At 59.8% G+C, this 14,697-nt stretch carries 16 protein-coding genes; 9 read left to right on the forward strand and 7 right to left on the reverse strand.

Annotation, left to right across the window (positions count from 1 at the left end; genetic code table 11):
* Positions 1-46: 46 nt before the first annotated feature.
* Positions 47-766: a response regulator transcription factor gene (locus PD282_RS07300; protein WP_274649687.1), complete on the forward strand. Its 720-nt coding sequence runs from the start codon at positions 47-49 to the stop codon at positions 764-766.
* A 32-nt stretch (positions 767-798) separates the two neighbouring features.
* Here the strand turns inward: PD282_RS07300 and PD282_RS07305 are convergent, their stop codons facing one another.
* Positions 799-1,134 (reverse strand): YrdB family protein, encoded by a 336-nt coding sequence (locus PD282_RS07305; RefSeq protein ID WP_274649688.1) that lies wholly within the window; start codon positions 1,132-1,134, stop codon positions 799-801.
* Positions 1,135-1,166: 32 nt separating this feature from the next.
* Positions 1,167-2,036, reverse strand: coding sequence for a helix-turn-helix domain-containing protein (locus tag PD282_RS07310; protein WP_274649689.1), 870 nt, complete (start codon positions 2,034-2,036; stop codon positions 1,167-1,169).
* A gap of 169 nt (positions 2,037-2,205) precedes the next feature.
* Between PD282_RS07310 and PD282_RS07315 the strand changes: the two genes are divergently transcribed.
* The gene (locus tag PD282_RS07315; protein ID WP_274649690.1) at positions 2,206-3,285 is read left to right on the forward strand and encodes a Gfo/Idh/MocA family protein; all 1,080 of its coding nucleotides are present in this window, start codon (positions 2,206-2,208) and stop codon (positions 3,283-3,285) included.
* A 116-nt stretch (positions 3,286-3,401) separates the two neighbouring features.
* On the opposite strand, the gene PD282_RS07320 is transcribed toward PD282_RS07315, so the two are convergent.
* Complete coding sequence (locus PD282_RS07320) at positions 3,402-3,551, reverse strand: DUF6254 family protein (RefSeq protein WP_274649692.1); 150 nt, start codon at positions 3,549-3,551, stop codon at positions 3,402-3,404.
* 241 nt (positions 3,552-3,792) lie between these two features.
* Between PD282_RS07320 and PD282_RS07325 the strand changes: the two genes are divergently transcribed.
* The 3 genes from PD282_RS07325 (at position 3,793) to lspA (ending at position 6,553) form a co-directional block, all read left to right on the forward strand.
* Positions 3,793-4,563, forward strand: a complete 771-nt coding sequence (locus PD282_RS07325; RefSeq protein ID WP_274649693.1) for a DeoR/GlpR family DNA-binding transcription regulator — start codon at positions 3,793-3,795, stop codon at positions 4,561-4,563.
* A 140-nt stretch (positions 4,564-4,703) separates the two neighbouring features.
* Positions 4,704-5,888: a sn-glycerol-1-phosphate dehydrogenase gene (locus PD282_RS07330; RefSeq protein WP_274649694.1), complete on the forward strand. Its 1,185-nt coding sequence runs from the start codon at positions 4,704-4,706 to the stop codon at positions 5,886-5,888.
* A 194-nt stretch (positions 5,889-6,082) separates the two neighbouring features.
* Entirely contained in the window at positions 6,083-6,553 is a 471-nt protein-coding gene (gene lspA, locus PD282_RS07335; RefSeq protein WP_274649695.1) for a signal peptidase II, read from the forward strand.
* 200 nt (positions 6,554-6,753) lie between these two features.
* Here lspA and PD282_RS07340 read toward each other — a convergent pair whose 3' ends face one another.
* Positions 6,754-7,881, reverse strand: a complete 1,128-nt coding sequence (locus PD282_RS07340; protein ID WP_274649696.1) for a glycoside hydrolase family 88 protein — start codon at positions 7,879-7,881, stop codon at positions 6,754-6,756.
* Between the two features lie 120 nt (positions 7,882-8,001).
* Between PD282_RS07340 and PD282_RS07345 the strand changes: the two genes are divergently transcribed.
* Positions 8,002-8,871 (forward strand): AraC family transcriptional regulator, encoded by an 870-nt coding sequence (locus PD282_RS07345; protein WP_274649698.1) that lies wholly within the window; start codon positions 8,002-8,004, stop codon positions 8,869-8,871.
* Between the two features lie 17 nt (positions 8,872-8,888).
* Here the strand turns inward: PD282_RS07345 and PD282_RS07350 are convergent, their stop codons facing one another.
* The gene (locus PD282_RS07350) at positions 8,889-9,731 is read right to left on the reverse strand and encodes an AraC family transcriptional regulator (protein ID WP_274649699.1); all 843 of its coding nucleotides are present in this window, start codon (positions 9,729-9,731) and stop codon (positions 8,889-8,891) included.
* 159 nt (positions 9,732-9,890) lie between these two features.
* Between PD282_RS07350 and PD282_RS07355 the strand changes: the two genes are divergently transcribed.
* Together PD282_RS07355 and PD282_RS07360 are read left to right on the forward strand one after the other, a co-directional pair.
* Positions 9,891-11,180 (forward strand): Gfo/Idh/MocA family protein, encoded by a 1,290-nt coding sequence (locus tag PD282_RS07355; RefSeq protein WP_274649700.1) that lies wholly within the window; start codon positions 9,891-9,893, stop codon positions 11,178-11,180.
* Between the two features lie 164 nt (positions 11,181-11,344).
* A complete protein-coding gene (locus PD282_RS07360) occupies positions 11,345-11,773 on the forward strand; it encodes a NucA/NucB deoxyribonuclease domain-containing protein (RefSeq protein WP_274649702.1) in 429 nt (142 codons plus the stop codon).
* 125 nt (positions 11,774-11,898) lie between these two features.
* Here the strand turns inward: PD282_RS07360 and PD282_RS07365 are convergent, their stop codons facing one another.
* Together PD282_RS07365 and PD282_RS07370 are read right to left on the reverse strand one after the other, a co-directional pair.
* Positions 11,899-12,162 (reverse strand): YkgJ family cysteine cluster protein, encoded by a 264-nt coding sequence (locus PD282_RS07365; RefSeq protein WP_274649704.1) that lies wholly within the window; start codon positions 12,160-12,162, stop codon positions 11,899-11,901.
* Between the two features lie 10 nt (positions 12,163-12,172).
* A complete protein-coding gene (locus tag PD282_RS07370) occupies positions 12,173-13,084 on the reverse strand; it encodes a J domain-containing protein (protein WP_274649706.1) in 912 nt (303 codons plus the stop codon).
* A 156-nt stretch (positions 13,085-13,240) separates the two neighbouring features.
* Between PD282_RS07370 and cls the strand changes: the two genes are divergently transcribed.
* On the forward strand, positions 13,241-14,686 hold the full coding sequence (gene cls / locus PD282_RS07375) for a cardiolipin synthase (RefSeq protein WP_274649707.1): 1,446 nt from the start codon (positions 13,241-13,243) through the stop codon (positions 14,684-14,686).
* Positions 14,687-14,697: the final 11 nt, after the last annotated feature.

Consider the following 14,697-nt stretch of genomic DNA (forward strand, 5'->3'; position numbering starts at 1 on the left):
TTTGTAAACGAACGTTGAAAGAAGCTAACGAAAGCTGGGGGTATTCATGCCGCAAAAAATTTTGGTCATCGAAGACGAACCGACACTGGCCAGACTGCTTTCGTACAATCTGTCGCAGGAAGGATACGACGTGACGGTCATCGACCATGGCGCGGAAGGCCTGCAGACGGCGATGCAGCGGACGTTCGATTTGATTATTTTGGACATCATGCTGCCCGGAATCAACGGGTTCGATATTTTGTCGCGGCTCCGGCAGAGCGGGATTACGACGCCGGTCATCGTGCTGACGGCGCGCAACGCGGAGGAGGAAGTCGTGCAGGGGCTGAAGCGCGGCGCCGACGATTATATTACGAAGCCGTTCGGCGTCGCGGAGCTGCTGGCACGCGTCTCGGCCGTGCTGCGGCGGACAAGCCTGGAAGACGGCAAGCCCGCGGAATCGCAGGAGAAGGTCATCACGATCGGGGAATTGTCGATATATCCCGAGAAATATGAGGTTATTCTAAGCGGAGAAATCGTGTCGCTGCGCCCGAAGGAATTCGAGGTGCTGCTGTATTTGGTGCAGCGGCCCGGCATGGTCATTACGCGCGACGATCTGATGAACGTCGTCTGGGGCTTCGATTACATCGGCGGACAGCGGACCGTCGACGTACACGTCAGCTCGCTCCGCAAGAAGCTGGAGCTCGGACAAAATTCGGTGCAAATCGAATCGATCCGCGGCGTTGGCTACAAGCTCGTACGGCCCAAGAAGCTCGGCGCGCCGAAATGACCGGCAGCCGGGCTTTTTGTATGGAAACGACGTCAGTTGAGCAAAAACATAAGGATGCGGCTGGCGAATGCCAGTATGACCAGGGTGCTGCCGAGCGTATCGCGGCCGGCTGCGAAAAGCGCTGCGGCGGCGAGCAGAAACAATGCCACCTCGACCAGCAGCCGCAGCGGCGCGGATACGGGAATCGCCGCTTTCGGTGAGACGAAGGCGCCCCAGGCGACGGCGGCGAGCAGCGGCGAGCCGATGCCCAGCATCGTTTTGGCGGCGAGACTGCTTCCGTTGTGGAATCCCCAATAGCAAAGCGACGCCACGGCGGACAGCTCGAGCAGAAAACGCAGGGCCAGATTGGCGTTCACGATCAAGCTCAAGGGTAAACCTCCTCGGAAATAACGCCTGTAGGCTACTGCCGGTTCCAGGCGAGCATCCGCTTCTGGAACTGCTTTGGCGAGCAGTCGTTATATTTTTTGAACATCTTATAGAAATGGGCCATGTTTGGCATGCCGATCCGGTCGCCAACCTCGGACACGCTGAGGTCCTTCGTGAGCAGTATCCGTTCCGCCCGCTTGATTTTCCGGTAATTGACGTATTCGGTGAACGAGAGCCCGATCGCTTTCTTGAAAAATTTGACGAAGTAATAATAGCTCATGTTGGCCAGCTTGCACACTTCCTCCACCTGAATCCGGTCCGTGAGATGCTCCTCCACGAAGTCCAGCACGGCCCGCAGCCGCGCCCGGTCGAAATCCTCATGCTCCGCAAGCGCTTTCTTCGTATCATTGCGAATGAGCAGCAGCAGCAGCTGCTTGACGATCATGCTGACGGCCAGCTCGTAGCCGGTTATTTTGTTCGTGACTTCCTTCAGGATGCCGCGGATGCACGACGCCGCTTCGTCCCGCGCGGCCGCATTTTCCCGGAAAATGTAGTTGGCCCGGCTGAGCGGATTTTTCGTTTCGGAGAAAAATCGCATATAGGGCATCGAGCTGTGGTCGAAAAATTGCTCAATATCCAGCTGCAGCACAATGTAGCTGAGCGGTTCGCCGAGGCTGCGGTCGCGGTGCAACTCCCGGGCGCCGATGATGGCGACGTCGCCGCCCGCAAGGCGGATGCAGCTGTCGTCAACATACACGTCCAGTGTGCCATCGTTGATCAGCAGCAGCTCGATTTCGCGGTGATAATGCCAATTTATAAAAAAGTCGTGGTTGCGCTGCGATTGAAAAATCCGGAGCGACAACAAAGGATTCTCATAGGCTACCTTCTCATTGTAGAACTCCACGCTACCACCCCATGACAGCAAAATCGCATAAAAGCATCGCCAATTTAGAACCTGTTTTTTCGAAATCGGAATGAACTATACTTATTCTAGTGTGTGTTGGTCAAACTAATCAAGCACACAGCCGAAAAAGGCGCCATTTTTTTGATTCGAACTGGAGGTTGGAAAGCGTATGTCGAAAGTACGCGTAGGGATTATCGGCTGCGGCGGAATCGCCAATGGCAAGCATATGCCGAGTCTTGCGAAGGTGCAGGATGCCGAAATGGTCGCATTCTGCGATTTGGTCATCGAACGCGCCGAAGCGGCGAAGCAGCAATATGGGAATCCGGATGCCCGCGTATATAGCGATTATCATGAGCTGCTGCGGGACGGCTCGATCGATGTCGTTCACGTCTGCACGCCGAACGACGCTCATGCGGACATCTCCATCGCCGCGCTCGAAGCGGGCAAGCATGTGCTGTGCGAGAAGCCGATGGCCAAGACGGCCGAAGACGCCCGCCGGATGCTCGAGGCGGCGCGCCGCACCGGCAAGAAGCTGAGCATCGGCTACCAGAACCGTTACCGCGCCGACAGCCGCTTCCTGAAGGAAGCGTGCCGCAAGGACGAGCTGGGCGAGATCTATTTTGCGAAGGCGCACGCCATTCGCCGCCGCGCCGTACCGACCTGGGGCGTTTTTCTCGACGAGGAGAAGCAGGGCGGAGGACCGCTTATCGATATCGGCACGCATGCGCTGGACCTGGCGCTGTGGATGATGGACAATTACAAGCCGAAAGCGGTGCTCGGCCGCGCATTCCACAAGCTGTCGCAGAACGAGAACTCGGCGAACGCTTGGGGGCCATGGGATCCGGCGAAATTTACGGTCGAGGATTCCGCCTTTGCGATGATTACGATGGAGAACGGCGCTACGATCATCCTCGAATCGAGCTGGGCGCTCAACTCGCTGGAGGTCGACGAAGCGAAGGTGACGCTGTGCGGTACGAAGGCGGGCGCGGATATGAAAGGCGGCCTGCGCATCAACGGCGAAGAGAACAGCCGCCTGTACGTCAAGGAAATCGAGCTTTCGAGCGGCGGCGTGGCGTTCTACGAAGGCACGAGCGAGGATCCGGGCGAGCTGGAAGCGCGCATGTGGATCGATGCCGTCATGAACGACAAGGAGCTTGTCGTCAAGCCGGAGCAGGCGCTTGTCGTCTCCGAAATTCTCGAAGCGGTATACGAATCGTCCCGCACCGGCAAAGCGGTCTATTTCGACTGAAGGCTCCGGAGGAGATTCGGGTTGGGTATGGGAAGGCCCCGGGCAGTCAAGCGCTTTAGGCGCTTGCTGCCGGGGCCTTTTTCGTTACGGTCCATACGGCTGCTTGCGTACGGCGGCTACTCGTGAAGCTCCCGGTTTTGGAAGCCTGCGGCACCTGATGTGCCTTCATCGGACAACTCGGCAAGCGACTTGATTTTGCCGTGCGGCTGCGGGTTCTGCTTGCGGCTTTTCCAGGCGCTTTCGCGCCTCCGTTGGGATGTCGTCATCGAATCAGGGCTCCTTTCGTCGCATGCGGACAGTCGGTACGATTCCGCGTTAATAGCATGAGCCAAAGCGCCCGGCAATTATGTATGCGCCGAATTTTGCCGGGCGATTCGCTTGCGGTCATGCATGCGTCTTGGTATTCTCTTTCCATGAATCGGCCGCTTTCATTTGCTGACGTTTGCTGTCAAATGGCGGCGTTTTCGGTTATACTGGGACGAAACGAACACGAATGGAGGATCCGGCATGTTCGCTCCCCAGCGCAGAGAGAAAATTATGCAGCTGCTGCAGCAGTCGAGGCAAATCGTGGTGAAGGAGCTGTCCCGTGAGCTTGGCGTTTCCGAAGGGACGCTGCGGACCGACCTGAAAATTATGGAGGAGGAGGGCCTGCTCGAACGGACGCACGGCGGAGCGGTGCCGCCGCGCGTGAAGACAAGCCTTCATGAGCAGCGGATCCCGTCGCGCAGCGAGCTGAATCACGAGGAGAAGCGCGCCATCGGCCGCCGGGCGGCGGAGCTCGTAAAGCAGGGACAGTGCATTCTGCTCGACGCCAGCTCGACGGTGCTGGAGCTGGCGAAGGCGCTGGCCGAGCGCGATTTTCTGACGGTGGTGACGAACGGGCTGGAGGCGGCGATGGAGCTTGGCCGCAACCCGCGCATTAACGTCATTCTGATCGGCGGCGTGCTGCGGCCGGGCTCCGGGACGGTCGAAGGGGTGCTCGGCCGCAGCATTTTGAACGAAGTGCATGCGGACGTCTTTTTTACATCGGCCGAAGGCTTCACGGTGCTGGAGGGGATGACCGATTTCAGCCTGCACGAGGCCGAGCTGAAAAAAGCGATGGCGGCCAACGCGGCCCGCGTCGTGGCGCTGCTTGACCACACGAAGCTGGGCAGGCGCTCGATCGCCACCTCCGTGCCGGCCAAAGCGGTGCACACGCTCGTCACCGATCCGAAGGCGGACCGGAGCCTGCTGCGCGGTCTTTCCTCGCTGCAGGTATTGACGGCGGACAACGGGTGAAGCGGCGCATCAACAAACGAAAAAATAGGGCGTGCGAATAACGCCGAATGCAAACGCCGATAAAAATAAACAATCGTTGACAAGCGAAGCCAAACGCGGAGACAATGAAAGCAATACAAGCCGAAATGAGGGAACAGGTCATGTCTGAGCTGTTAACGAAAATCAAGCAGGCGGCGTCCGGCTCTTTCGACGCCGACGCCATCCGGGCGATCGAAATCGATCCCGTCGCCATCGAAGCGGGAGCGATCCGCCGCGTCGCGCCGTACCTGAAGGAAAAAGGCTGCCGCCGAGTGATCGTCGCGGCGGATGCCAACACCTATGCGGCGGCCGGACAAGCGCTGCAAGAAGCGATCGCGGCGGCCGGCATCGACGCGCATGCAACGCTGATCAAGCCGGACCGGCAGGGCGACGTCATTGCCGACGAGGCTTCGCTCGTGCAGCTGATGCTGGACATTCAGAGCCGTTCGGCCGAGGTTGTGGTCGCCGCAGGCTCGGGAACGATTCACGATATTTCGCGGTATGCGGCCTATACGACGGGCATTCCGTTCGTATCGGTGCCGACGGCGCCGTCCGTCGACGGCTTCAACTCGAAGGGAGCTCCGCTCGTCATCCGCGGGGAGAAGATTACGATCCCTGCCATCGGACCGGACGCGATTTTCGCCGATCTCGACGTGCTGACGAAAGCGCCGGCCGCGATGGCGGCGGCGGGCTTCGGCGATATGCTCGGCAAATATACGTCCCTGTTCGACTGGAAATTCGGCAGCCTGACCGGCGGCGAGCCTTATTCGGAAGCGGTCGCCTCCATTACGAGAGGCGCGCTGCAAATGTGCGTCGATCACGCCGAGCAAATCGGCCGCCGGGATCCGGAGGGCATCCGCGTCCTGATTTCCGCGCTGATCGAATCCGGCTTTGCGATGCTGCTGTTCGGGCAGTCCCATCCGGCCTCGGGCGCCGAGCACCATCTGTCGCATTACTGGGAGATGGAATATTTGCGGCTCGGCAAGCGCCAGCTGCTGCACGGCGCGAAGGTCGGCGCGGCATGCGCCGAAATTTCACAGCTGTACCATTCGCTTGCGGACGGGGGCTTTCTCGACGCGAATTTCCCGGCGCAGGCCGGCGACATCCGTCAGGCGCTCGAGCTGGTGCCGCGGCCCGAAACGATCCGCGGACTGCTTCGCCAGGCAGGCGGGCCGGCAGAGCCGGCGCAGCTCGGCGTCGACGGCGAGCTGCTGGCGCGCAGCCTGCGGGAGGCGCACGACGTCCGCCCGAACCGGCGCACGCTGCTGCGAGCCTTCAATACATCGGCTTCGGCCGGGCGGCTTTAAACGTCAGGTTCCATAAAACGCAAAATCCGGGCTGTCGACCTTCATCGGGACGATAGCCCGGATTTTTTTCAGGAGGTTCACCGGCTACATCCGCAGCCGCGGCGCTGCCGGAACCGGCTCCAGCGTTTTTTTTCGGCGGCGGTTTCATGTTAAAATCGGTAGGGGGGCCTTTCGTTTAAGGAGGCTTGGTTCAATTGTATTTTTATGTGCTTGCCGCTTTGGCGATCGACGCCGACCAATTGACCAAATGGTGGGTTCGCTTTCATCTGTCGATCGGGGAATCGTCCCGGGTGCTGGATGGCATCATTCCTATCATCCGCGTGGAAAATACAGGAGCCGCCGGCAGCTCGTTCGAGGGACACGGCCGGTGGTTCGTCCCCTTCGCCGTGCTGATCGTTGCGGTCGTTCTTTATTTTCGCAGCAAAGGCAAGCTTAGAGGACGCTGGATGGAGACCGGCACCGCCTTTTATGTCGGCGGGGCGGTCGGCAATGCGATCGACCGCGCGCTGTCGGGCCGCGTAACGGATTTCATCCAGCTGAGATTGCATGGCGGCGTCATGAACGTCGCAGACATTTCGCTCAACGTCGGAATTGTCATTCTACTGCTCGCGGTGCTGTTCGAACGGCCGGGCCGCTCTTCGGCACCGGCGGCTCGAACCCATTAAGCGCGGGATCGCAAGCCCGGCACCGGCGGCTCGAACCCATTAAGTGCGGGATCGCGAGTCCGGCACCGGCGACTCGAACCCATTAAGGGCGGGGTCGCGAGCCCGGAACCGGACAACCCCCTTCGGCTGACGAAGGGGGTTGTTCTGCTGCGTATTTATACGGCCGTGCGGGCACAAGGCGTTGCCGGCGGAAAGCCCGCTTACGCCCGAACCGGCGCGAACACCCGGCTGCGCCAGCCGCAGAGCTTGGCAATCGCCTCCACGTAATAATAATCGCCGTAAATAAGGGAGCCGTCGATAAAATTGCCGGCCGGCCGGTGCCCCGTCGCCGCGGTCAGAATGGCCTCGTGAGCGGGAAGGTCCCAGGTTGCGTAACGCTCCGTCAGCGACAGCAAAATGCGCTCCGCGGCGCCGGCGTAAAGGCTGCGTTCCGCCGCGGGCACCGACTCCGCGATTTCCAGCAGGCCGGAAGCGGCGATTGCCGCAGCGGAGCTGTCGCGCGGCTCCCCGTCCGTCGATTCCAGCCGGAAATCCCAGTATGGAACGCTGTCCTCGGGCAGCGCGGCCAGGAAATAATGCGCGATTCGTTTCGCCGCATTCAGATAGCGGACTTCGCCGGTCCAGCGGTACGCGAGCGCGAAGCCGTGCAGTCCCCACGCCGTCCCCCGGCTCCAGGCGGAATCGGCCGCGAGGCCCTGGCCGCCGATCGCTTCGATAAATTCGCCGCTCTCCGGATCGAAGGAGACGATATGATTGACCGAGCCGTCGTCGCGGACGGACACCCGCAGCGCCGTATCCGCGTGCCGCATGGCAATGTGCTTGAATCTCGGGTCCTGCGAAATCTCGCTCGCCCAGAACAGCAGCGGAATGTTCATCATGCAGTCGACGATCGCCCAGCCGATGCGGTCGCCGTTCCACGCCCGGATGAAATTGCCGGCGGGGTTAAACCGCCCGGCGAGATAGTTTGCCGCCTCCAGACCTCTGCGCAGCCCGTCCTTGTCACCCGTTTCCTTGTATTTAATAACGGCCGTCGGCAGAAATTGAAACCCGACGTCGTGGTGGAGCTGGCCGTCCGGGGCGATGAACCAGCGCTCCAGCCGCTCGTCCCAATGCCAGGCCGCTTCTTTGTAATGGGCCTTGCCCGTGACGCCGTGCATCACCCAGAGCAGACCCGGCCAGAAGCCGGACGTCCACCATTCGAGGGACGTATTGTCGTAGACGCCTTCCTTTCCCGCAAAATGGGGGCATTTGTCGCCGATCTGCCCGATCATCCGGTCCACCTTCGCTTCCACTCGCGCCATCAGCTCGGCTGCATTCAACCTGTCCATGCACCGTCTCTCCTTTCGTATTAAACCGCTTTCACGATTATACCGCTCCCCGTCCGCCGAAAGTTGCGGTACAATTACGGAAAATATCGCTATATTGTTCTCGAAGGAGGGCACCGCCGCATGAACAAATCGTTCGATCCGGTCTATTTCGGCGGCCGGCCGCTCGAGTGGACGTACCGCGTCCGGTCGGAAGGGGGCTACCGCGGCTATTATCACTGGCATCAATGCTGCGAGCTGCTGTTCGTGCACGAGGGGCGGGGGACGGTCATCGTCAACCGGCAGCATTACGAGCTGACGGGCGGCATGCTGTTCGCGTTCCAGCCGTTCGAGCTGCACAACATCAACGTGAGCGTCAGTCCCGAGCGGCCGTACGAGCGGACGATCTTGTACGTCGACCCGCTTCCGATGGAGGACCTGCTTCGCGTGTTTCCCGCGCGCAGGCAGCTGTTCGCCGAGTTATGCCGGGGAAGCCGGAAGGAACGGGCTTACGCGTTCGGAGCGGACAAGTCCCGGATCGAGCGCATTTTCGCCACGTACGAACGCGCCCGCGGGGCGGGACAAGGGGATTCGCCGGAGGAAACGTCGCTGCTGCTGGCGCAGCTGATGACCTGCATTGCGGAAAATCGCGCCGAAACGCCGGACGCCGCAGGCGAGCAGACTGCGCCGCGGCGTCCGATGCGGTATTCGGAAACGATCATGCACTGGATCGAGGAGCATTACCGGGAGGAATTCGATCTGGAGCGGCTCGCCGGCGAGCTTCATCTGTCCAAAAGTTACGTGTCCCGCCTGTTCCGGCGCGAGACGGGCGGCAGCATTTCCGACTATTTGGCCGTCCGCCGGATCAGGCAGGCGTGCCGGTTACTGCAGACGACCTCCCTGCCGGTCGAGCGGATCGGGGCGGAGGTCGGACTGCCGGGCGCGCCGTATTTTATCCACCTGTTCAAACGGATCGTCGGCACGACGCCGCTGAAATACCGCAACCGGGCATAGGACCGGAAGCCGGCGGTTTACCTTTTGCGGTACTCGCGCGGCGAAACGTTCGTCAGCTTTTTGAACATTTTCCCGAAATGGGAGAAATTGTTGTAGCCGACCGCCGCTCCGACCTCGAGGATGCTCATGCCGCTCTCCTTCAGCAGCTGCTCCGCGGCCTTGACGCGAGCAATATTGATAAATTCGGTCAGCGGGAGGCCGGTCGCCTGCTTGAACGAACGGCTCAAATAATACGGACTCATATGAAAATGGCCGGCCAGCAGCTCGAGGGTCAGCGGTTCGGCGTAATGAGCGTTGATAAATTTGGCGACGTCGGACATTTTCCGGTAAACCGGTTTGTCGGCTTCCTGCATGTCCGCGTCGCTCCGGCCGGCGTGGCGGGCCGCAAGCAGCAGCAGGTCGATAAACGCCTGCCGGGCGGCAAGCTCGCAGCCGGGCGCCTGCGTTCGGAGCTCGTGCAAAATCGTGGCGGACAGCTGCTCCGCCTGGCGGCGCTCCTTCAGCGGCAGCCGGCATACGGGATGGCCCGACTTGAACGGCGCAAGCAGGAAATCCGCATCGGCCTTGTACAGCTGGCGGAGAAAAGACTCGTAGAAGTAAATGACGATCCGCTCGTGCGGGGACGATCCGCCTTCGCCCGTCGTTTTATGAAAATCCCTTTTGTTGATCAGCACGAGGTCGCCCTGCTCGATGACGTAGGACCGGTCCCGGATGAAATAACGCCGTTTGCCGGCGAGCAGGATGTACATTTCGTAGAAGCTGTGGTAATGGTCGGTCTGCATCTGGTAAGACGAGGAGCGCTTGGCGTATTCGACCGTGAACAGCGAATCTCTCGATTCGAGCAGCATTTGCCGGGTCATGATTGCGGCCTCCCAAATAAGGAATCGGTACGTATAACGCAAATTATGCGGGGTTTTGCTCATTCAGTCAATAATTGCGGCGAAATATGGCGCGATTTGCGCTAATCTGAATGCATTCGTTCATCTATTATTATGATCTTTCGGGAGGACTGGACAGGAATGCAGAAGAAAAAGTATGTGCAGGTCGGAACGGGAGGCCGGGCGCAGTTTTTCTATTCCGCGATCGCGACGATGTTCAACGAGACGTCGGAGCTGACGGCATTTTGCGACATCAACCAAACGCGGATGGACTACGCCAACCGGCTGCTGACGGACAAATACGGCTATCATGCCGTACGGACGTACAAGATCGATCAATTCGATGAAATGATCGAGAAGGAAAAGCCGGACGCGGTCATCGTGACGAGCGTCGATCGGACGCATCATACGTACATTATCCGGGCGATGGAGCTTGGCTGCGACGTCATTACGGAAAAGCCGATGACGGTCGACGAGAGAAAATGCCAGGACATTCTGGACGCCGTCAAGCGGACGGGCCGCAACGTGCGGGTCACCTTCAACTACCGGTACGCGCCGCACCATACGAAAGCGCGCGAAATTATCGCGTCGGGCGCCATCGGGGACGTGCATTCGGTTCACTTCGAATGGCTGCTCAACACGCGGCACGGCGCGGACTATTTCCGCCGGTGGCACCGCGACAAGCGCAACAGCGGCGGCCTGCTCGTGCACAAATCGACGCACCATTTCGACCTCGTCAATTTCTGGATCGGCTCGGAGCCCGAAACCGTATTCGCCTTCGGCGATTTGATGTTTTACGGCCGCGAAAACGCCGAGAAGCGCGGGATCACGCAGTTCTATGAGCGGTCGACCGGCAATCCGATCGCGGCGGAGGATCATTTCGCGCTGCATCTGGACCAAAATCCGAATCTGAAGGCGATGTATCTCGACGCCGAGCATGAGGACGGCTACCGCCGCGACCAAAGCGTCTTCGGCGACGGCATCAACATCGAGGACACGATGGGTGTCATGGTCCGCTATAAGAACAATGCGATTTTGACCTATTCCCTAAACGCCTACATGCCGTGGGAAGGCTACCGCATCGCGTTCAACGGCAGCAAGGGACGGCTCGAAATGACGATTGTCGAGCAGTCCTACGTCAATTCCGGCGGCGACAAATCGAAGGAAGGGGCGCTCAAAAATAAAACGATCGTCGTCTACCCGATGTTCGGCGCGCCCTACGAGCCGGAGGTCGAGGAAGGCAAAGGCGGGCACGGCGGCGGCGACCCCGTGCTGCTGAACGACATTTTCGGCACGCCGGTCGACGATCCGTTCCGCCGCCGGGCGAACCATATCGACGGCGCCAAGTCGATCCTGACCGGCATCGCGGCGAACAAGGCGATCCGGACGGGTCTGCCGGTGCGCGTCGCCGATTTGGTCAAGTTCGACTAAACGAATAGCCTGTACCATGCAGCCTGCCGGGGATCACCCCGGCGGGCTTCTTTTGCTGCTCCGGCAATTAGGGGGATCGCCGCGTTTCAAATTCGGGTCATCCGGCTTCACCCGGCTTTTTTTATGATATAATGGGTCGCATCGTGACGAGCCGGAGGGTTAATATGCGCGTAAAGCATCTGTCTGTCTTACTTCTGGCGGCATTAGCGGCCGTGGTTTACGGATTCCGGGAATCCCATCGGCCGCCGGCGCCGACCTCGCCCGAAATTCGTGTCGTCGCGCTCGCGTTCCCTTCCGAACGGTACCCGGAAACCGCGCGGCATATCCAAAACGCGATACGCGCCGGACAGCCGCAGGTGTGCACGATCGACCGCAAGGATGCGGACGAACACCGGAAGGAATCGCTGCAAGACGTCCCGGCGAAAAAAGGCTACGACCGCGACGAGTGGCCGATGGCGATGTGCGCGGAAGGCGGGAGCGGCGCGAACATCGCTTACATACACCCGGCGGACAACCGCGGAGCCGGGTCGTGGGTCAGCCATCAGCTGGACGACTATCCGGAAGGCACGAAGGTGAAGTTTGTCGTCAAATAGAAGAGGACTCTTCCGTCATGGACGGCAGGAGTCCTCTTCATCTATCGGCCGAAAGTTGGGCGTCGAGCCGCGGTCAGCGGGCTTTGACAGCTTATTGGCGGGCGGCGCATAACTGCAATGGCGGATTACAAACGTCGCGGCCGCGTCGCGTTCTCGAGCGCTTCGAGATAGGCGAACGCTTCCGCGTTCGTGCTGCCGCACATGTCCGGCGACGCCTGCAGACTGACGCAGACGGCGGGCCGCTCCGGCCTGCCGAACAGCCTGCACGCGTTGTCGGCCGTCAGCTGGGCGCAGCGCACCCCGGCCGGTTTCCCGTCCGGCATGCCGGGAATCGGAGACGAGATCGAGACGGCGATGCAGCAGGCGGCGCAGCCGACCCGGCATTCCATGGGTTCGGCGCTACTTTGCCGACGCATAGCGCTCGATGAACTGCACCGCGCTTGCCGTCCGCGTCGAGTCGGCGCGGATGCCGGCGATATATTCCGTGCCCCGGACCTGAAGCTCCTTGATCAGCGGACTGCCGGTAATGTCGATGCCGTACACCTTTTCCGCCGGATCGTCTTCGGTCGTTGCCTTCAGTCCTTTGTCCGCCGCATACGGCTGCAGGGCGGCCGTATCTCCGCTTCCGAGCGGCTTCAGCGCGCCCTGAGCGGCCAGCTTGGCGAAATTGGCCTTGTCGAGCACGTAAACGTCGGACTTGTTCGTGATCAGATCGAGGATGCTTTTCTGGATAAACGCCGTATCCTGCTCGGTCTGAATTTGGGCCGGCACGTACGTCAGGTGGGCGATCACCCGCTTCCAGTCCGGGAACTGGCTCACGATTTTGTCTTCGACCGGCTTCAGGTCGGGATTAAACGTATCATTGCTTAAATAATTGCCGAAAAACGTAATTTCCAGATTGGCGGGCGGCAGCTTTGCCAGCTCCTCCTGCTTATGCTTGTGATCGATGTAGGCGTTAATGCCGTAAATAATCAAGGCGATGACGGCGATCGCGCCGAGCAGATGAAATTTATAATAGCTGAAAAAATGATCGACCTTCTGCGCGGAACCGGCCATTTTCCGGTATTTGCCGTACACTTTCTCGTTGTACGCTTCGGACAGCTTCCGCTCCTCCATGTCCAAGATGAGCCGGTAGGCGCGGTTGACCTCGTCAATGTCAACGGTTTCATGCTCCGCGGGGTCTCCCCCTTCGCGCTGCTGGCTCGCCCTTGCTCGGCGAATGAGAATGAAATACCGTTTCTCAACCTCCTCCTTGGCGGCTTCTTCGGGGAGGCCGAGCGTTTCGTAAGCGCTCTTTACGTCTTCTTCCATCGCGTTCACCTTCATCTTTTCGGATTCAACATAATTCTTAGTATACTTGGTCACGGGTCCGCACGCCAGTTTTCTCCCGCCCGCTCGCTACGGCCGCGAAAGTCATTTATAATAGTGGGGCGACATACAGAGAGGTACAGGGGGGCGGCGAAAAGCTTGCTGCAAAATGTATATGCCGTATTAACCATTATCAACGTGCCGCTTGCGGTAACGGTTATCCTGCTCGAAAGGCGCAACGTGAGCGCGACGTGGGCGTGGCTCATGGTGCTGCTTTTTTTTCCCGTCCTGGGCTTCGGCATTTATTTGATTCTGGGGCAAAACTTGAGCAATCTTAAGCTGTACAACATTAACCGGCGCAACCGGCAGGCGATATTGGAGCTGATCGACAGCCAGCGCGAGCACTTCCGCAACAACGATATCGTGTTTAACGATCCCGAAGCCGCGAATTACCGGGACATGATGTACATGAACCTCAGCAGCGGCTACGCGCTCTATACGCAGAACAACGAGATCGACATTTTTACGGAGGGCAACGACAAGTTCGAAGCGCTCTTCCGCGATATCGAGCATGCCGAGAATCATATCCATCTGATGTATTACACCGTCCAGAACGACAAGCTCGGAGCGAGACTTGTCGAGGCGCTGGCCCGCAAGGCCGCGCAAGGCGTGCAGGTCCGGTTCTTGTTCGACGATATCGGCAGCTCGGGGCTGCCGCGGCATTTCTTCGACGGGCTGCGAAGGGCGGGCGGCGAGGCGGCGGCTTTTTTTCCGTCGCGCATTCCCTACGTCAATATCCGCGTCAATTACCGGAACCACCGGAAGCTCGTCATCGTCGACGGCAAAATCGGCTACATCGGCGGCTTTAACGTCGGCGACGAATATTTGGGGCTCGACCGCAGATTCGGCTATTGGCGGGATACGCATCTGCGCATCCGCGGCGGCGGCGTGCTGCACATGCAGGCGCTGTTCATGCTCGACTGGAATCTGGCGTCCCCGCACAAGCTGATCGAACGGTACGACCCGGTGCTGTTTCCCGACCTGAAGAGCGGCGGAACGGTCGGCGTGCAGATCGTATCGAGCGGACCGAACCAGACGACGGAACAGATCAAGAACGTGTACCTCAAGCTGATCCATTCGGCGAAAGATACGATCTTCATCCAGACGCCTTATTTCATCCCGGACGAAAGTCTGCTCACCGCGCTCAAAATGGCCGCGCTCTCCGGCGTGGACGTCCGGCTCATGCTGCCGGGCAGGCCCGACCACAAGATGGTGTACTGGGCGTCGTTCTCTTACCTGGGCGAGCTGCTCGATGCGGGCATGAAATGCTACCTGTACGAAAAAGGGTTCCTGCACGCCAAAATGATCGTCGCGGACGGAAAGGTCGCCTCGGTCGGCACGGCGAACGTGGATATCCGCAGCTTCAAGCTCAACTTCGAGGTGAATGCGGTCATTTACGATACCGGGACGGCCTGCCGCCTGAAGGGCGTGTTCGAGGAGGATCTTAAGCTGTGCAGGGAGCTGACGAGCGAGGAATACCGGAAGCGGCCGCGCCTGCAGCGGTTCAGGGAATCATGCACGAGGCTGCTGTCGCCGATCCTGTAATGGGGTGGCGG

The sequence above is a fragment of the Paenibacillus humicola genome, from assembly GCF_028826105.1.
Taxonomy (GTDB): Bacteria; Bacillota; Bacilli; order Paenibacillales; family Paenibacillaceae; genus Paenibacillus_Z; species Paenibacillus_Z humicola.